This window comes from Mycobacterium sp. NPDC004974, from assembly GCF_053600815.1.
Genome location: NZ_JBSGAQ010000001.1, coordinates 107413 through 125906 on the forward strand (window position 1 = coordinate 107413; position 18494 = coordinate 125906).

At 67.2% G+C, this 18494-nt stretch carries 16 protein-coding genes; 10 read left to right on the top strand and 6 right to left on the bottom strand.

Annotated features, from left to right (window positions below; all coding sequences use genetic code 11):
• Positions 1–3 precede the first annotated feature (3 nt).
• From ACWEFV_RS00560 to ACWEFV_RS00570, 3 genes are read left to right on the top strand one after another with little or no spacing between them, the layout of a single operon-like run.
• Positions 4–1230: a cysteine desulfurase family protein gene (locus ACWEFV_RS00560; RefSeq protein ID WP_450068694.1), complete on the top strand. Its 1227-nt coding sequence runs from the start codon at positions 4–6 to the stop codon at positions 1228–1230.
• On the top strand, positions 1227–2297 hold the full coding sequence (gene mnmA / locus ACWEFV_RS00565; RefSeq protein WP_450068695.1) for a tRNA 2-thiouridine(34) synthase MnmA: 1071 nt from the start codon (positions 1227–1229) through the stop codon (positions 2295–2297). The genes ACWEFV_RS00560 and mnmA overlap by 4 nt, the downstream gene beginning before the upstream one ends.
• Before the next feature lie 10 nt (positions 2298–2307).
• Positions 2308–3318, top strand: coding sequence for a methionine synthase (locus tag ACWEFV_RS00570; protein ID WP_450068696.1), 1011 nt, complete (start codon positions 2308–2310; stop codon positions 3316–3318).
• A gap of 855 nt (positions 3319–4173) precedes the next feature.
• Here ACWEFV_RS00570 and ACWEFV_RS00575 read toward each other — a convergent pair.
• The 3 genes from ACWEFV_RS00575 to ACWEFV_RS00585 form a co-directional block, all read right to left on the bottom strand.
• Positions 4174–5436: a hypothetical protein gene (locus tag ACWEFV_RS00575; RefSeq protein WP_450068697.1), complete on the bottom strand. Its 1263-nt coding sequence runs from the start codon at positions 5434–5436 to the stop codon at positions 4174–4176.
• 226 nt (positions 5437–5662) lie between these two features.
• Entirely contained in the window at positions 5663–7237 is a 1575-nt protein-coding gene (locus tag ACWEFV_RS00580) for a 4-coumarate--CoA ligase family protein (protein WP_450068698.1), read from the bottom strand.
• Between the two features lie 12 nt (positions 7238–7249).
• A complete protein-coding gene (locus ACWEFV_RS00585; RefSeq protein ID WP_450068699.1) occupies positions 7250–7651 on the bottom strand; it encodes an MmcQ/YjbR family DNA-binding protein in 402 nt (133 codons plus the stop codon).
• 103 nt (positions 7652–7754) lie between these two features.
• On the opposite strand from ACWEFV_RS00585, the gene ACWEFV_RS00590 reads away from it, so the two are divergent.
• Complete coding sequence (locus tag ACWEFV_RS00590) at positions 7755–9176, top strand: multicopper oxidase family protein (protein WP_450068700.1); 1422 nt, start codon at positions 7755–7757, stop codon at positions 9174–9176.
• A gap of 34 nt (positions 9177–9210) precedes the next feature.
• On the top strand, positions 9211–11304 hold the full coding sequence (gene ligA, locus ACWEFV_RS00595; RefSeq protein ID WP_450068701.1) for an NAD-dependent DNA ligase LigA: 2094 nt from the start codon (positions 9211–9213) through the stop codon (positions 11302–11304).
• Between the two features lie 12 nt (positions 11305–11316).
• On the opposite strand, the gene ACWEFV_RS00600 is transcribed toward ligA, so the two are convergent.
• Entirely contained in the window at positions 11317–11976 is a 660-nt protein-coding gene (locus ACWEFV_RS00600) for an amino acid-binding protein (protein WP_450068702.1), read from the bottom strand.
• Positions 11977–12079: 103 nt separating this feature from the next.
• On the opposite strand from ACWEFV_RS00600, the gene gatC reads away from it, so the two are divergent.
• The 3 genes from gatC (at position 12080) to ACWEFV_RS00615 (ending at position 15001) form a co-directional block, all read left to right on the top strand.
• Positions 12080–12379 (top strand): Asp-tRNA(Asn)/Glu-tRNA(Gln) amidotransferase subunit GatC, encoded by a 300-nt coding sequence (gene gatC / locus ACWEFV_RS00605; protein WP_044517434.1) that lies wholly within the window; start codon positions 12080–12082, stop codon positions 12377–12379.
• Between the two features lie 5 nt (positions 12380–12384).
• On the top strand, positions 12385–13866 hold the full coding sequence (gene gatA / locus ACWEFV_RS00610) for an Asp-tRNA(Asn)/Glu-tRNA(Gln) amidotransferase subunit GatA (protein WP_450068703.1): 1482 nt from the start codon (positions 12385–12387) through the stop codon (positions 13864–13866).
• Positions 13867–13969: 103 nt separating this feature from the next.
• Positions 13970–15001, top strand: coding sequence for an ATP-dependent 6-phosphofructokinase (locus ACWEFV_RS00615; protein WP_135453561.1), 1032 nt, complete (start codon positions 13970–13972; stop codon positions 14999–15001).
• Positions 15002–15009: 8 nt separating this feature from the next.
• Here the strand turns inward: ACWEFV_RS00615 and ACWEFV_RS00620 are convergent, their stop codons facing one another.
• Positions 15010–15702, bottom strand: a complete 693-nt coding sequence (locus tag ACWEFV_RS00620) for an NAD(P)-dependent oxidoreductase (RefSeq protein ID WP_450068704.1) — start codon at positions 15700–15702, stop codon at positions 15010–15012.
• Positions 15703–15777: 75 nt separating this feature from the next.
• On the opposite strand from ACWEFV_RS00620, the gene ACWEFV_RS00625 reads away from it, so the two are divergent.
• Both ACWEFV_RS00625 and gatB read left to right on the top strand, forming a co-directional pair.
• Complete coding sequence (locus ACWEFV_RS00625) at positions 15778–16251, top strand: MarR family winged helix-turn-helix transcriptional regulator (RefSeq protein WP_450068705.1); 474 nt, start codon at positions 15778–15780, stop codon at positions 16249–16251.
• A 26-nt stretch (positions 16252–16277) separates the two neighbouring features.
• Complete coding sequence (gatB, locus tag ACWEFV_RS00630) at positions 16278–17789, top strand: Asp-tRNA(Asn)/Glu-tRNA(Gln) amidotransferase subunit GatB (RefSeq protein WP_450068706.1); 1512 nt, start codon at positions 16278–16280, stop codon at positions 17787–17789.
• A 7-nt stretch (positions 17790–17796) separates the two neighbouring features.
• On the opposite strand, the gene ACWEFV_RS00635 is transcribed toward gatB, so the two are convergent.
• The gene (locus ACWEFV_RS00635) at positions 17797–18456 is read right to left on the bottom strand and encodes a TetR/AcrR family transcriptional regulator (RefSeq protein ID WP_167857789.1); all 660 of its coding nucleotides are present in this window, start codon (positions 18454–18456) and stop codon (positions 17797–17799) included.
• Between the last annotated feature and the right edge of the window lie 38 nt (positions 18457–18494).

Here is an 18494-nt window from a genome sequence, read left to right on the forward strand (position 1 = left end):
GTTATGGCCTCCATCCTGACCTCCACCTCAGGCCGGCCGGTCTATCTCGATCACGCCGCCACCACCCCGATGCACGCCACTGCCATCGAGGCGATGACCTCTGCATTGGCCACCGTCGGCAACGCGTCGTCGCTGCACGGTTCCGGCCGGATGGCGCGTCGCCGGATGGAGGAGGCCCGCGAGACGCTGGCCCGCCTGCTGGGCTGTCGCCCCTCGGAAGTGATCTTCACCGCCGGTGGCACCGAGAGCGACAACCTCGCCGTGAAGGGCATCTACTGGGCCCGCCGCGATGTCGAGCCGGCGCGGCGCCGGATCATCACCACCGCCGTCGAGCATCACGCCGTTCTGGACGCCGTGCAGTGGCTGGTCGACCACGAGGGTGCCGAGGTGACCTGGCTGCCGGTCGACGCCGAGGGCGCCGTCGCACCCGAGTCGCTGCGCTCGGCGCTGGAGGCGGGCGACGGACCCGCTGACGTGGCCCTGATCAGCATCATGTGGGCCAACAACGAGGTCGGCACGATCATGCCGATCGCCGAGCTGGCCGCCATCGCGGCCGAGTTCGAGGTCCCGATGCACAGCGACGCCATCCAGGCCGTCGGACAGATCCCGGTCGATTTCACCGCCACCGGGCTGGCGGCGATGAGCGTCGCCGCGCACAAGTTCGGCGGTCCGATGGGAATCGGCGCGCTGGTCCTGCGTCGGGACACCGCGTGTGTGCCCCTGCTGCACGGCGGCGGGCAGGAGCGCGACGTCCGGTCCGGGACACCCGACGTGGCCGGCACCGTGGCGATGGCCGCGGCCGCGGAGGTGGCCATCGGCGGGCTCGCCGAACACAGTGCCCGGGTGCAGGCCCTGCGGGACCGGCTGATCGACGGTGTGCTGTCCACGATCGAGGACACCTACGTCAACGGGCCGCGTGGAGCCGACCGGCTTCCGGCCAACACCCATTTCACATTCCGTGGCTGCGAAGGCGATTCGCTCCTGATGCTGCTCGACGCCAAGGGCATCGAATGTTCCACCGGCTCGGCGTGCACCGCCGGCGTGGCGCAGCCGTCGCACGTCCTGATCGCCATGGGCGCCGACCCGGCCACCGCGCGGGGATCACTGCGATTCTCGTTGGGGCACACCAGCACCGACGCCGACGTCGACGCTGTGCTGCAGGTGCTGCCCGCGGCGGTCGAGCGGGCCCGGCAGGCAGCGCTGGCCAGCGCGGGGAGGACGTTCTCATGAGAGTCCTTGTCGCGATGAGCGGCGGCGTGGATTCCTCGGTGGCCGCCGCACGGATGGTCGATGCCGGCCACGATGTCGTCGGAGTGCACATGGCGCTGTCCTCGGCGCCGGGGACGCTGCGCACGGGATCCCGGGGTTGCTGCTCCAAGGAGGACGCCGGCGATGCCCGCCGGGTGGCCGACATTCTTGACATCCCGTTCTACGTATGGGATTTCGCCGACCGGTTCAAGGACGACGTGATCGACGATTTCGTCGAGTCGTACGCCCGCGGCGAGACCCCGAACCCCTGTGTGCGGTGCAATGAGCGGATCAAGTTCTCTGCGCTGGCGGCGCGGGCGCTGGCGCTCGGTTTCGACGCGGTGGCCACCGGTCACTACGCACGGCTGTCCGACGGCCGGCTGCGCCGCGCGGTAGACGCCGACAAGGACCAGTCCTACGTCCTGGGTGTGCTGACCGCCGAACAACTGTCACATGCGCTCTTCCCGATCGGTGACACGCCCAAGTCGCAGATCCGGGCCGAGGCCGCCGAGCGTGGCCTGGCCGTCGCGAAAAAGCCTGACAGCCACGACATCTGCTTCATTCCCTCCGGAGACACCCAGGCGTTCCTCGGTGCGCGGATCGGGGTCCGCCGCGGCTCGGTGATCGACAACGAGGGCACGGTGCTCGCCGAACACGAAGGCGTGCACGGTTTCACCATCGGACAGCGCAAGGGTTTGGGCATCGCGGGACCGGGTGCCGACGGCCGGCCTCGCTACGTCACGGCGATCGACGCCGATACGGGCACAGTGCGCGTCGGACCGGCCGAAGACCTCGAAATCTGGGAACTGGTCGGCGACAAGCCCGTGTTCACCAGCGGGGCCGCGTTGCAGGGGCCGGTGGAATGCCAGCTTCAGGTGCGGGCGCACGGCGGGATCACCGACGCGGTGGCCGAGCTGCGCGACGGTCGGCTGGCGGTATCCCTGCGGGCACCGCTGCGCGGGGTGGCCCCGGGCCAGACCATGGTGCTGTACCGGCCCGACGCCGACGGTGACGAGGTCATCGCCAGCGCGACCATCGCGCGCGTATGAGCGCCTTCGTATGAGCGTCTTCGCAGCGGCAACCGGTATCGGTTCCTGGCCGGGCACCCAGCCGCGGGCTGCCGCAGAAGTTGTCGTCGGTGAACTGCACACCCTGTCGCACCTCGTGGAACTCCCGGCGCGGGGAATCGGCGCCGACCTCATCGGTCGGGCCGGGGCCCTGTTGGTCGACATCGCCATCGACACCGTGCCGCGCGGGTACCGCATCGCCGGTGGCCGCAGTGCTGCGCTGCGGCGGGCGGTGAGCCTGCTCGGCGAGGACATCGATGCGCTGGAAGAAGCCTGGGAGCGCGCGGGGCTGCGGGGCAGCGGGCGCGCCGTCAAGGTGCAGGCGCCCGGACCGATCACGCTGGCCGCCCAGCTGGAACTACCCAACGGACATCGGGCCATCACCGATCGCGGTGCGCTGCGCGATCTTTCGGCTTCCCTGGCCGAGGGGCTGGCGATCCACCGTGCCGAGGTGGCCCGGCGGTTGGAGACCCCGGTGGTGGTCCAGATCGATGAACCGTCGCTGCCCGCCGCGCTGGCGGGCCGGCTGTCCGGGGTCACCAGTTTCACCCCGGTGCATCCCGTGGACGAACCGTTGGCGATCAACCTGATCGACGCCTGTGTGGCAGCGGCCGGCTCCGATGTCGCATTGCACTGCTGTGCTCCCGAGCTGCCGTGGAAGGCGTTGTTGCGCAGCGCTGTTCACGCTGTGTCGGTCGACGTCTCGACTCTGACGCCCGCGGATCTGGACGGTGTGGGGGAGTTCGTCGATTCGGGGCGCACTGTGCTGCTCGGCGTGGTGCCCTCGACCGCGCCCGAGGGCAGGCCGTCGGTCGAGGAGGTCGCCAAGGCGGCGGTCGCGCTGACCGATCGACTCGGGTTCGCCCGGGCCGTGCTGCGTGACCGCATCGGCATCACGCCGTCCTGTGGGCTGGCCGGCGCCACCTCCCAATGGGCGCGCACTGCGGTGGAACTCACGCAGAAGGCCGCCGACGCGTTCGCCGAAGATCCGGACGCCATCTAGTAAAGCGCTGTCACGTCGCTGGGACCGTGCCATCGACCGTCTGCGGGCCTACGTCGGGGACTAACGTCATAGTCCCGGCGCGGTACGAGGAGGTAGACACCGGCAAGACCTAGCGGGAACTTTGGGAGGACGAATCGACCGACCGCCGCGAGGTTCTCCGGAAGGCCAAGATCCGGCTATTACTGCACTTCCTGGCAAGCGGCTGTGGCGCGAACTCCATGAGTCCGCTGACTTCAGCGACAGCCCAGAGACGAGGCTGGTTATCGAGGCGGCGTGCTACCTCGCCGATGAGGTCGACCGCCTACCCAAGATCGTTCGTGCCGCCGGGCGGATACTCGGGTGGCCGACCACTTGCGAATCCGGCTTGGCATAGCACCCCAGACCATCCCGCCCCCGAGCGGCAACGTCCTCCGCAACTGCTCGCGAGGTAGCCAACCAACTCCGCGCCGGGCTCTGCAGAGCTCTGATCGACAGCAGCTCATACCCGAACTGCCGCGACTGCGGGGGGCCCTCGCTTACACCAGCCACCCCGTGAACGTGGCCCTCCGTTGATCTGAGAGCCAGATACGAACACCAATGAGCTTGCTAGACAAAGGAACTGACAAGCGGTATTCATCGCCGGTGGCGCGCGATGATCTACAACGGCTCGGCATCAACAGCGCGGGCCGAGTACGTCAAGGTCCGCAAATGCAGGGAGTCCAACCGTTGTAACCCGGCTGAGTTCCATCGCGAATCAAGACGAAACCCTGAAACCGCAGGTCACGCCCCACGCGCCGAATTGGCACATCCACTCTGACTACGGCAAACGGGGCTGGTAACAGTTCAACTGAGGTCAGGTCAGGGGCCGAGTTCGATTCAATCGAGGTCAGGTCCCGGCGGAGGCTCGTTCGGACCGAGCATTGAGGCAGGGATCGGAACAGTGGCATTCGGGTTGGCAATCGGGAACAGACAGCGCGGGCCCGAAGAGGGCGACGACGAGAGGCGCGCTGCCTGCGGCTCGTACGCGAGAATGCCCGACAACCACCGATACCGAGGGTTCGGCCAGATTCTCGCTTCGATCATCGGTGCGAACTCATCCCATTTGGCGCTGCCGCTATACAGGTGAACCGCGACTAGGTACGGCAGATCTGGGCGGGCGCTCGCCTGGCGCTTCTTCCTATCGAGGGCGTCCCGCAACGAGCTGAGTCCGTTCTGTACGTCTTCCTCGGTCAAGCACAGCTCAGCCATGAAATGGAGGTACTCACCCGTGAACCTGGTCCCCGCGATGACGTACGGATGGCTGTGGGCGACAAGCGCCGGATCGATCGGAGCCTCGGTAAATCGAGGAATCTTTGCAGGGTTCCACCCGAGATCCGACGGCAATTCAAACTCAGTCCAAACAATCCGGGCAGGGCGCGAAGCCCCCACCTCGATTACCTCTTCGCCGGTCTCAGAGTCGGCGATCTTACTGCAAATCTGCTTACTGGCCACGATCTGCTGAGCATCATTCGACGGCTTAATCGGCAGATGCAACAGAACATCACGGCTGACTTTGCGCTTATCTATCTCGTTGAAAATCCGTTCATTAATTACCATTCGCATTCGGTGCCAAGCGGATAGGTTCTCCCAATGCCAAACAGTCGCATCAATAAGGACGAGGCCCTCGGGGACCTCGATTCCGTAATCGGGTGACGGCGGTTTCCTTGGGGCGGCTCGCAGTGCCGGCGGCACCAGCGGCTCAAGGCTGAACCGTTCGAAATTGCAGCTCAGCACTGAGCCAACTTCGAGCTCGGCCAGGTTCTCCTCAAACACCATTTCCTTGGCACGGAACAGAGCTGCGATCTTGGGCTTGAGCACCTGGCGGCCCTCGGGGCCAACGCGAACCAGCAGCTGATTCAACGAGAAAGCCAAGTTGATCAGACGTGCGGCTGATTGCCCCGTTGGTGCGTTCCAGTAGATCGCTAGCTGACCAACCGGGTTCTTCGGCCAGTCCCCATCCTCGATGATTTTGAAGATCTCCGGGTAGATTGCCTGCGCAAACTTCATCCACTCCGCACCACTGTGCGGGCCGCTATCCGGGAATCCCTCAGGCATGGCCTCACGCGGGTCGATCGATAGAAAGTTGACCTGGAAGGACATGCCAAGGATCGTAGGACGGCCCAGTGACATCGCGTCTGCGAACAGGACAACTGCGGCTGTAAGCGGCGGGATTTGCAATCGTCAGCGTGGACGGTTCGCACTCGGCTCTGGACGCTTGTTAGCAGACCAAAAGCGGCGCCTCCCTGGAGACCCGAGGGCCTCGAAGGCCACCGGGCGAGTGCGAGAGGGCCTACGCCTTGCTCCGCCGGCCCCACTGGCAATCGGCCTAGCTGCCGCGCAACTCCCGGCGCAGGATCTTGCCGGCGGACGACTTGGGGATCGCCTCGATGAACTCGACCTGCCGCACCTTCTTGTAGGGCGCCACCAGGCCGGCCACGAACGCCATCACTTCATCGGCGCTCAACTCGGATGAGGGCTGTTTGACCACAAAGGCTTTCGGCACTTCCTCGCCGGATTCCTTGTCTTGCACACCGATCACCGCGGCATCGGCGATGCCGGGATGGCCCAGCAGCACAGCCTCCAGTTCGGCGGGCGGGACCTGGTAGCCCTTGTACTTGATGAGTTCCTTCAGCCGGTCGACGACGTAGACGCAGCCGTTGGAATCGACCTGGGCCAGATCCCCGGTGTGCAGGAACCCGTCGGCGTCGATGGTCTCCCGGGTGGCCGCCTCATTGCCGAGGTACCCGGCCATCACGTTGGGCCCCTTGAACCACAGCTCGCCGGTCTCACTCAATCCCTCTGCCGCGATCTCGATTTCCTTGCCGGTGTCGGGGTCGACCAGCTTGCTCACGCCGTTGGGAACGGTCCATCCGCACGAGTCCAGCGGCGCGATCGTGCCGACCGACGCCAGTCCACCGTCATGCGGGGTGATGTGGCTGACCGGGCTCAGCTCGCTCATGCCGTAGCCCTGAGACACCGTGCAGCTCAATCGATCTGCAACGGCGCGACCAAGGTCGGCATCGAGCGAGGCCGCACCGGACAGGACCGCGCGCAGTGAGGACAGGTCATAGGAATCGACCAGTGGGTGCTTGGCCAGGGCGACGGCCACCGGTGGGGCGATGTAGACGAACGTGCACCGGTGGGTCGCGATGTTGTCCAGGAATTCAGTGAGGTCGAACGACGGCATGATGACGAGTTGGGCGCGCGCGTGCAGGGCGGCGTTGAGCAGCACCGTCATGCCGTAGATGTGGAAGAACGGCAGCACTGCCAGCAGCCGGTCATCGGCGGTCATGCCCTGCAGCGGGCGGATCTGTGCCACGTTGGCGGTCAGGTTGGCGTGGGTGAGCATGACGCCCTTGGGGTTCGCCGTGGTGCCCGAGCTGTAGGGGAGTGCGGCCAGATGCGTGGCCGGATCGAAGCTCACGTCGGGTGCCGGGCCCTGCGCACCGAGGCCGTCGCCGTCGAGCACCACCACCTGGTCGGGGGCCAGGCCCGCGGCGGCCGCGCCCTCGGTGGCCTGCGGCAGCAACGCGCTCGCCGTGACCAACAGGCGCGCCTTCGAATCCTTGAGCTGCTTGGCGATGTCACGCGCGGTGAACAGCGCGTTGACGGTGGTGGCGGTGGCGCCCGCGCGCAGGATCCCGTGGAACGCGATCGCGAAACCCGAACTGTTGGGGGACAGCAGTGCCACCACGTCGCCGACGCCGATGCCGCGCGCCGCCAGCCCGCCGGCGAACGCGTCAATCCGGTTCACCAGGTCGCCGTAGCTGGTCTCGGTACCGGACTTGGCGTCCACCATGGCGATCCGGCCGGCATCGGCCGCTGACATGCCGGCGAACAGGTAGTCGTAGACGCTGACGGCAGGCAGGTCGACGTCGGGGAATGGGCTGGCGAAACTCATGGCTGCTTCCGATCAGTTCTCGTCGAGTTGTTTGATGAGCCGGCGCGCGGCGACCAGGCGGAACGAGGCGTCGATGAGTTCGCGGACCTCGCCCCAATCCACCTTCGCCGCAGTGAAGTCCAGACCGAGCCAGCCGAACGGGCCCATGTAGGCCGGGAAGAAGAAGCGGTTGTCCTGCTCTAGCGCCCGGCGGTCGCTTTCGTCGACCTTGATCAGCAGTGAATGCGGATACGGCACCATCTCGCCGCGACCCTCGGGTTTGACGTTGCCGCCGTACATGGCGAACATCTTCGGCGCACAGAACACCGGCCGGCCCCAGGAGATCTTCTCGAACGCCTCGGGAAATCCCAGGGCAACGGTGCGGAGTTCGGCCAGGCCCAAGTCGTCGTCGCTGAACATGATCGGGTGCGGCATGCACCTAGATTAATGGGACGCCCGGTCCCGCCTGCGGGCGCAACCCAGCAGGCGATTCGGCCGTTCTGCGCCTTGGGCAATCCTGTGGTGTCACGCTGAATCGATGATCGATCGGCGCGGATTTCTGGTGTTGTCCGCGGCAGGCGCCGCTGCGGCGCTCGGCGCCTGCACGTCACGGACGCCGTCGGCCGACAATTCTGGCAAACCCGTCGAAGTCGCGTTCACCGCGGCCGAATCCGACGTCGACCTCGGTGGCGTCGCGGTGCGCACCTGGACGTACACCGGCACGGTCCCCGCCACCGAGATCCGGTTGCGAAAAGGCCAGACGCTGCGCGTACCGGTGACCAACAAGCTGCCGCAGGAGACCAGCGTGCACTGGCACGGCCTGGCGATTCCCAATGCGATGGACGGTGTTCCGGTGCTGACCCAGCCGGCGATCGCTCCGGGCGGGAACTTCACCTACGAGTTCGCCGTCCCCGACGCGGGCACCTACTATCTGCACCCCCACGTCGGGACCCAGCTCGACCGCGGCATGTACGGACCGCTGATCGTGGAGGACCCTGCGGACGGCAAGGACTACGACGACGAACTCGTTGTCGTGCTCGATGACTGGGTCGACGGCACCGGCACCGATCCGGATCAGGTGGCCGAAAATCTCAAGAGCAAGGGCATGAAGCCGATGTCCGGTGCGGGACCGATGCTCAGCCCGACGATGCCGCTCGGCGCGGACGGTGGGGATGTCACCTATCCGTACTTCCTGGCGAACGGGCGCACCATCAAGGACCCGCAGACGGTCGATTACCGGTCCGGGCAACGTATTCGGCTGCGGATCATCAACGCGGGCGCCGATACCGCATTCCGGGTCGCGGTGCCCGGCGCCGAGCTGACCGTCACCCACGCCGACGGGTATCCGGTGCAGCCGCAGCGCACCGAATCCGTGATCCTCGGCATGGGCGAACGCGCCGACGCCATCGTCACGCTGGGGTCCTCGGTTCCGGTGATCGCCGCGGCCGAGGGCAAGGACGGTTATGCGCGTCTGAACATGCGGGTCGACACCTTGCCGTCAACGCTCGACGTGGAGGCATTCGTCAAGACGCTGCGTGCGCGGGCCCCACTGAACACCGCGATACTCAGGCCCACCGCGGCTGTCCTTCTGCCGCAACGCAATCCGGATATCACCGTGGATCTACGGCTGGCCGGACCGATGGCCGGCTACACCTGGCCGATCAACGGGAAGCTCTACGACCCGCCCGACAACGGCATCGTCCTGGCGAAAGCCAAGCGGGTCCGCATCCGGTTTCTCAGTGAATCGATGATGTTCCATCCGATGCACCTGCACGGCCACACGTTCCAGGTGGTCGGGCGCAGCGGTCCGGCGGCCCGCAAAGACACCGTTCTGGTGCCGCCCAAACAGACCGTGGAGGTGGACTTCGACACCGACAATCCCGGCAAATGGATTGTCCATTGTCACAACGACTACCACCTCGACGGCGGAATGGCGACATACTTCTCCTACAGCGGCTGATCGGCTTGTCGGCGCATTCGACTAACCTGCGGGGGTGACCTCGAACGACACTGGAGACGCTGACCTGCGACGACGTTGGCAGGAACTCGCAGAAGAGGTGCGGGGCCATCAGTTCCGGTACTACGTCAAAGACGCACCGGTCATCTCCGACGCCGATTTCGACGTGCTGCTGCGGCAGTTGCAGGCGCTCGAGGAGGCGCACCCCGAGCTGCGGACCCCGGATTCCCCGACGCAACTCGTCGGCGGCGCCGGGTTCGCCACCGAATTCGCGCCCGCCGAGCATCTGGAACGGATGCTGTCCCTGGACAACGTGTTCGATTCCGATGAGCTCTCGGCGTGGGCGGCCCGGATCAGCGGGGAGACGGGCGACGCCGCGCACTTTCTGTGCGAGCTGAAGATCGACGGCGTCGCATTGGCGCTCGTCTACCGCAACGGCCGCCTGGTGCGGGCCGCCACCCGGGGTGACGGGCGCAGCGGTGAGGACGTGACGCTCAACGCCCGCACCATCACCGACATCCCTGAGCAACTGACGGCCTCCGACGAGTTTCCGGTGCCCGATGTGCTGGAGGTGCGCGGTGAGGTGTTCTTCCGCGTCGCCGACTTCGAGGAGCTCAACGCCGGGTTGGTAGCCGAGGGCAAGCCGCCGTTCGCCAACCCCCGCAACAGCGCAGCGGGCTCGCTGCGTCAGAAGAACCCGGCGGTCACCGCACGCCGCCGGTTGCGGATGATCTGCCACGGGCTCGGGTACACCGAGGGTTTCAACCCGCCGTCGTTGCATGACGCCTACCGGGCGCTGGGTGCGTGGGGGCTGCCGGTATCCGCGCACACCGCAAAGGTTTCCGGCGTCGCCGCGGTCGCCGAGCGGATCGCCTACTGGGGTGAGCACCGCCACGATGTCGACCATGAGATCGACGGCCTGGTCGTCAAGGTGGACGAGGTGGCGCTGCAGCGTCGGCTCGGCTCGACCTCACGCGCACCCCGCTGGGCGGTGGCCTACAAATACCCACCGGAAGAGGCGACCACGAAGCTGCTCGACATCCGGGTGAGCGTGGGGCGGACCGGCCGGGTCACGCCGTTCGCCTACATGGAGCCGGTCAAGGTGGCGGGCTCGACCGTCGGCCTGGCCACACTGCACAACGCGACGGAAGTTCAGCGCAAGGGGGTGCTGATCGGCGACACCGTGGTGATCCGCAAGGCCGGCGACGTGATCCCCGAGGTGCTCGGCCCGGTGGTCGACCTGCGCGACGGATCCGAGCATGCGTTCGTCATGCCGACCAACTGTCCCGAATGTGGCACCGAGCTGGCGCCGGCCAAGGAGGGCGACGCCGACATCCGCTGCCCGAATACCCGTAGTTGCCCGGCGCAGTTGCGGGAGAGGGTGTTTCACGTCGCGGGCCGCGGCGCGTTCGACATCGAGGGGCTCGGCTATGAGGCGGCCACTGCGCTGCTGCAGGCCGGGGTGATCGCCGACGAGGGTGATCTGTTCACCTTGACCGCCGACCAGTTACTGCGCACCGAACTGTTCACGACCAAGGCCGGTGAATTGTCGGCCAACGGCAAGCGGTTGCTGGCCAATCTGGACAAGGCCAAGGCCCAGCCGCTGTGGCGGGTGCTGGTGGCGTTGTCGATCCGCCACGTGGGTCCCACTGCGGCGCGGGCGCTTGCCACCGAGTTCGCCAGCCTGGACGCCATCATCGCGGCGAGCGAGGAGCAGCTCGCCGCGGTCGAAGGGGTCGGCCCGACGATCGCCGCCGCGGTCATCGACTGGTTCACCGTCGACTGGCACCGCGCGATCGTCGACAAGTGGCGCGCTGCCGGGGTCCGGATGGCCGACGAGCGCGACGCCAGCATCGAGCGCACGCTGGAAGGTCTGTCGATCGTGGTGACCGGGTCCCTGCCCGGGTTCTCCCGCGACCAGGCCAAGGAGGCCATCATCAGCCGCGGCGGCAAAGCCGCCAGCTCGGTCTCCAAGAAGACCGCCTACGTGGTGGCCGGGGACGCGCCCGGATCCAAGTACGACAAGGCCGTGGAGCTCGGCGTTCCCATCCTCGATGAGGACGGCTTCCGCACCTTGCTGGCGGAAGGCCCGCAAGCGGGACCGGACGAGGAAACGCCTGAGGAGAGCTAGTCGCAGGGCGTTTCAGCGCAGGATCGTGGCGACGATCCCGGCCAGATAACCCAACCGGGCCACCTCCGAGGGCCGGAACCCCGGACCGCCGGGACGGCCCAGCACGACCGCTGTGTTCGGGTCACCCAGGGGCGCGGCGGCCAGGGTGGTGTCCATGTCACGCCACACCCGCGGCACCCATTCCTCGGTGCCGTCGAGTGCGGCGGCGTGCTGTAACGGCAACCACGGCGCCGACTGGGCCTGCGTCTCGGGAGCGCCGTGACTCCCGGCGATGCGTTCGACGCCGGTTGCGGTGGACCGGACCACGACACACCAGCTGACGCGCAGGACCCGGGGTGCTTCTTCGGCGAGCATCTTCAGCCGGTCGGCCCTTGAATGCGCGGCGGCGACGTGGTCGATCAATTCGAGTTCGCGGTGTGCCTCCAGCAGCCCGGTATGCGGGCGGATGCTGTCGACAAAGACGCCCGACAGGTTCTCGGCGGCAGTGATCAAGGTGTCCGGCATGGAGCCCTGCGGCAGGTCGACGACCAGATCGTCGATCGCGTAGCCGGCTCCGCGCTCGACGACGTCGAGCGACAGGATGTCGGCACCGACCGAGCCCAGAGCCACGGCGAGCGAGCCGAGGCTGCCTGGTCGGTCCTCTAGCTGGACCCGCAGCAGATACGAAGGCACGCGCATCACTGTTGCACAGGGCGCGTGCCGGGGCATGCCGGCGCATCGTCGGTTGTACTGCCGACGGGAGCCCGATTTGGCGGCTTGACTAGGCTGCTTTGTCGTGTCGAAGATCTCCCGAGACGAGGTTGCCCATCTGGCGCGTCTGGCGCGCTTGGCGCTGACCGACGACGAACTGGACAGTTACGCCGGCCAGCTGGATGCCATCCTCGGCCACGTCAGCCAGATCCAGTCCGTCGACGTCACCGGCGTGGAAGCGACGGACAACCCACTCAAGGACGTCAACGTCAGCCGGCCTGACGTTGTCGAGCCATGCCTGACGCAGGAAGAAGCGCTGGCCGCCGCACCGCGTGCCGAAGACGGGCGCTTCGCCGTGCCGCGGATTCTCGGAGAGGGTGAATGACGAGCATGAGTGAGCTGACCCGTCGCGATGCGGCGACCCTGGGTGCCCAGATCGCGGCCAAGGAGGTCTCCTCGACCGAGGTGACTCAGGCCCACCTGGACCAGATCGCGGAGACCGACGACCGCTTCAACGCTTTCCTGCATGTGGCAGCCGACTCCGCATTGGCGACCGCGGCCCGGATCGACGCCGCTGTGGCTGCCGGTGAGGCGCTGCCCTCGCCGCTGGCCGGGGTGCCGCTGGCGCTCAAGGACGTCTTCACCGCCACCGACATGCCCACCACCGCGGGTTCGAAAATCCTCGAGGGGTGGCGTGCGCCGTACGACGCGACGGTCACCGCCAAACTGCGCGCCGCGGGCATCCCGATCCTCGGCAAGACGAACATGGACGAGTTCGCCATGGGGTCCTCGACCGAGAATTCGGCCTACGGTCCGACGCGTAACCCGTGGAACACCGAGCGGGTGCCCGGCGGGTCAGGCGGCGGCAGCGCCGCGGCTCTCGCCGCGTATCAAGCTCCGCTGGCCATCGGCACCGACACCGGCGGCTCGATTCGTCAGCCCGCCGCGCTGACTGCCACCGTCGGCGTCAAGCCGACCTACGGCACGGTCTCGCGGTATGGGTTGATCGCCTGCGCGTCCTCACTGGACCAGGGTGGCCCCTGCGCCCGCACGGTGCTCGACACCGCGCTGCTGCACCAGGTGATCGCCGGCCACGACCCGCGTGATTCCACCTCCGTCGACGCTCCGGTGCCCGATGTGGTCGGTGCGGCCCGGGACGGTGCGGCAGGCGATCTCAAGGGCGTGCGCGTCGGCGTCGTCAAGCAGTTGCGCGGCGATGGATACCAGCCCGGCGTGCTGGAGTCGTTCAATGCCGCGGTCGCTCAGCTGACCGCGCTGGGGGCCGAGGTCACCGAGGTCGACTGTCCGCACTTCGACCATGCGATGGATGCCTACTACCTGATCCTGCCGTCGGAGGTGTCCAGCAACCTGGCCCGGTTCGACGCGATGCGGTTCGGGCTGCGCGTCGGCGATGACGGCACCCACAGCGCCGAGGAGGTCATGGCGTTGACCCGGGCCGCCGGCTTCGGGCCGGAGGTCAAGCGCCGGATCATGATCGGCACCTACGCGTTGTCGGCGGGCTACTACGACGCCTACTACAACCAGGCGCAGAAGGTGCGGACCCTGATCGCCCGCGACCTGGAGCGGGCCTACCAGAGCGTGGACGTCCTGGTGTCCCCGGCCACGCCGACGACGGCGTTCCGGTTGGGGGAGAAGGTCGACGATCCGCTGGCGATGTATCTGTTCGATCTGTGCACGCTGCCGCTGAACCTGGCCGGGCACTGCGGTATGTCGGTGCCGTCGGGTCTGTCGCCCGACGACGGGCTGCCCGTCGGTCTGCAGATCATGGCGCCCGCCCTGGCCGATGACCGGCTGTACCGCGTCGGCGCGGCCTACGAGGCCGCCCGCGGTCCGTTGCCCAGCGCGCTGTAATTCCCGGCTAGCGGACGCGGAATCGCATAAAAATCGCGCGGCGCGTGCGATTCTGCGTCTGCTCGAGCCGCTGAAACGGCCGGCGCGGGGCAAGATGGTGCCCATGCGCATCGGAGTTCTCACCGGCGGTGGTGACTGTCCTGGCCTGAACGCGGTGATCCGGGCGGTGGTGCGTACCTGCGACCAGCGCTACGGCTCGTCGGTGGTCGGATTCCTCGACGGCTGGCGAGGTCTGTTGGAGGATCGCCGCATCCAGCTGGCCAACGACGATCGCAATGACCGGCTGCTGGCCAAGGGCGGCACCGTGTTGGGCACCGCGCGGGTCAACCCGGACAAGCTGCGGGCGGGCCTGGACCAGATCAAGCAGACGCTCGAGGACAACGGGATCGACGTGTTGATCCCGATCGGCGGTGAAGGCACGTTGACCGCCGCACACTGGTTGTCCGAGGAGAATGTCCCGGTGGTCGGGGTACCCAAGACCATCGACAACGACATCGACTGCACGGACGTGACTTTCGGCCACGACACGGCCCTGCAGGTGGCGACCGAGGCCATCGACCGGCTGCACAGCACCGCCGAATCGCACCAGCGCGTCATGCTGGTCGAGGTGATGGGCCGGCACGCCGGCTGGATCGCGCTGAACGCCGGGATCGCCTCTGGCGCGCACATGACGCTGATCCCCGAGCAGCCCTTCGACGTCGAGGAAGTGTGTCGCCTGGTGAAGAAGCGGTTCCAGCACGGATCGTCACACTTCATCTGCGTGGTGGCCGAGGGTGCGAAGCCGGCCGAGGGCACCATGCAGCTGCGCCAGGGCGGCATGGATGAGTTCGGACACGAGAAATTCACCGGTGTGGCACAGCAATTGGCGCTCGAGGTGGAGAAGCGGATCAAGAAGGACGTCCGGGTCACGGTGCTGGGGCACGTCCAGCGCGGCGGCACCCCGACGGCGTATGACCGGGTGCTGGCCACCCGGTTCGGAGTGAACGCCGCCGACGCCGCGCATGCCGGCGAGTTCGGGATGATGGTGTCGTTGCAGGGGCAGGACATCGGCCGGGTATCACTGGCCGATGCGACCCGCCACCTCAAACTGGTACCGCAGTCTCGTTACGACGACGCCGCCGAATTCTTCGGCTAGGCCGGAGATCATGCGCTCTTGAGCGCTTCGCGGCGTAGCAGCTGCCACATGGACGGGGTGTCAACCGTCGTCGAAATCGTCACGGTCGCACCGGTTTCGGGTGATTCGGCCACCTTCAGCAAGTAGTCGGCGAGATCGGTGCGCGACGTGAACGCGCCGACCGGGTCGCGCCGGCCGGCGATGTATTCGGTGACGTCGGGCAGGTCGAACAGCCCGGACGGCCGCACGATCGTCCAGTTCAGTCCGCTGCCGGTAACGATGTCCTCCATCCTGCGCATGTCGGCGTAGAGGGTCTTGCCGAAGATGCGGCTGATCACGGGCTGGACCACGCGCAGCGCGAGCGGCGTATCGGTTCGGCCGGGGTAGTCGGCGATCGCGGTGGAGCTCACGACGGCCAACCGGTCGACTCCGGTGGCGCGCATCGCGGTGACGATGTTGCCGACCCCGACCGAGTAGGTGTCGACCGGATCCATGGTGAACGTGACACCCAGGGTGGACAGCACCGCGTCGGCGCCTTCGACTACGGCGCTGACCGCTGCTGCGTCGCGTACGTCGGCTTCGGCCACTGTGAGTGCGGCGTCGGTGAGCGGGAACTGTTCAGGGTGGCGCGTGACCGCCACGACGGTGTGGCCGGCGTCGAGGGCTCGGCGGGTGAGCAGACGTCCGGTTGCGCCGTTGGCGCCGAAGATGACGATTCGCATGTGAACTCCCGATATAGTCACTAATAGTGACAATCACTGTAGATGACAATCATCGGCAGTGCTAGTGTCCGCAGCGTGGCTGAGGAACCGATCGGTGTGTCCGCGCTCGACCAGCGCATACCGTTTCTGCTGTCCCAACTCGGCGCGTATGTGGCCGAGGGGTTCAAGGCCCGCCTCGAACCGCTGGGCCTGCATCCCCGGGCCACCGCAGTCCTGCTGGCGCTGGCCGCGGCCGACGGGCAGTCGCAGCGCGAGCTGTACGAACGCCTCGGTCTGCACCGCAACGTCATGGTCACGCTGATCGACACATTGGAAGCCGAAGGGCTCGTCGAACGCCGGCCGCACCCCGACGACCGGCGGGCATTCGCCGTGTCGCTGACCGAGCGGGCGCGCGAGCTGATCCCGGCGCTGGACGCCACGGGTCGTGCGCTCGAGGACGAGGTGACGGCGTCGTTGTCGGATGAGGAACGTGCCGCGCTGCGACACATTCTGCGGCGGCTGTCGGCCGCGGCCGGTCTGATCCCCGGCGTCCACCCCGGACTGGCCTGAAAAGCTGCCCAACTAGGATCGACACCATGTCTGTCGCTACCGCTGAACTCGTCGACTACGACGACGTCATCGCCGCCTACGAGCCCGTGATGGGCATGGAGGTGCACGTCGAGCTGTCCACGGCCACCAAGATGTTCTGCGGCTGCGCCAATCAGTTCGGTGCCGAGCCCAACACGCTGGTCTGCCCGGTCTGCCTCGGCCTGCCCGGCTCCCTGCCGGTGCTCAACGAGGCCGCCGTGGAGGCGGCCATCCGCATCGGTCTGGCGCTCAACTGCGACATCGCACCGTGGGGCCGGTTCGCCAGGAAGAACTACTTCTACCCGGACCAGCCGAAGAACTACCAGATCTCGCAATACGACGAGCCGATCGCGATCAACGGATACCTCGACGTTCCGCTCGATGACGGCACCACCTTCCGCGTCGAGATCGAGCGTGCGCACATGGAGGAGGACACCGGCAAGCTGACCCACCTGGGCAGCGACACCGGCCGCATCGCGGGCGCGACCACGTCGTTGGCCGACTTCAACCGCGCCGGCGTGCCGCTGATCGAGATCGTCAGCAGACCCATCGAGGGAACCGGGGCGCGTGCGCCGGAAATCGCCCGCGCCTACGTCACTGCCCTGCGGGATCTGCTGCGCGGCTTGGACGTATCGGATGTGCGGATGGACCAGGGATCGATGCGATGTGACTCGAACCTGTCTCTCAAGCCGATCGGCGCCGCCGAGTTCGGCACCCGCACCGAGACCAAGAACGTGAACTCGCTCAAGAGCGTCGAGGTTGCGGTCCGGTACGAAATGCGCCGTCAGGCAGCAGTCCTCAATTCCGGCGGCACCATCACCCAGGAGACCAGGCATTTCCACGAGGACGGCTACACCTCGCCGGGGCGCAGCAAGGAGACCGCGGAGGATTACCGCTACTTCCCCGAGCCAGACCTGGAACCGGTCGCTCCCAGCGCCGAGTTGGTCGAGCGGTTGCGCCAGACCATCCCTGAGCTGCCGTGGTTGGCGCGCAAGCGGATTCAGGAGGACTGGGGCATCTCCGACGAGGTGATGCGCGATCTGGTCAACGCCGGTGCGGTCGAGCTGGTGGCAGCCACCGTCTCACACGGCGCCTCCAGCGAGGCCGCCCGCGCCTGGTGGGGCAACTTCCTGGTGCAGAAGGCCAACGAGTCCCAGATCGAGCTCGACGCGCTGCCGATCACCCCGGCCCAGGTGGCCGCCGTCGTCAAGCTCGTCGACGAAGGCAAGCTGTCCAACAAACTGGCCCGCCAGGTGATCGAGGGCGTGCTGGCCGGCGAGGGAGAACCCGAGCAGGTGATGACCGACCGCGGGTTGGCGCTCGTGCGTGATGACTCGGTGATCCAGACCGCTGTGGACGAGGCGCTGGCCGCCAACCCGGACGTCGCGGAGAAGATCCGCGGCGGCAAGATCCAGGCCGCCGGTGCGATCGTCGGTGCGGTGATGAAGGCGACCAAGGGTTCGGCCGACGCCGCCCGGGTTCGTGAGCTGGTCCTGGCCGCGTGCGGCCAGAGCGGGTAATCGCCCGTCAGCGCACCGGACCGGCGAACATCGTCATCGCCGCGGCGGCATATTGCTCCAGTCGCTCGCGCGGGTAGTTGTCCGGATCGTGTACGGCCAGTCGGCCCAGCATCTCGGCGAATGAGAGCAGGGTGTGGCCGAGCAGCTCGGGGTCCAGCGCGGAAAGCCGGGGGTCCACCGCGATGCCGGCTTTCGCCATCTGCTCGAGCTGCGTGAGGATCTGGTTGCGGGCGTTGCGGACCGCCGCGCGGTAGTCCCGCGGAGTGCTGTCGGGCACGGTGAGGATGAGCCGCCAGCGCGTCGGGTTCTCCAACACGCAACGCAGGAACCCGGTGACGGTCGCGGTGTAGGCGTCCGTCGGGCCCGCGACGGACAGTTTCTTGGGCAGGGCGCTCAGTACCTGGCTCAGCCCGTTCTGGTGTTCGCGGATGAGCAAGGCGGTCACCAGCTCGGTGCGCGTCCGGAAAGCGGTGTAGAGGACAGGTTTGCCGACTCCGCCGGCCTCGGCGACCGCCTCCATCCTCAGCTCGTGCAAGGGGCAGTCGTGGAGCACGGTCATCGCCGCGTCCAGCAGTTGCTCGCGCCGTTCTTCACGCGGTAGCCGCGGTGCATATCTGCGGCGCTGGCGGTCAGGCACCCGGACAATGGTACGTGATAGGCGAACCATTTCTAAGGGCGCATCACGCACGTTGTATTCATCTCGAC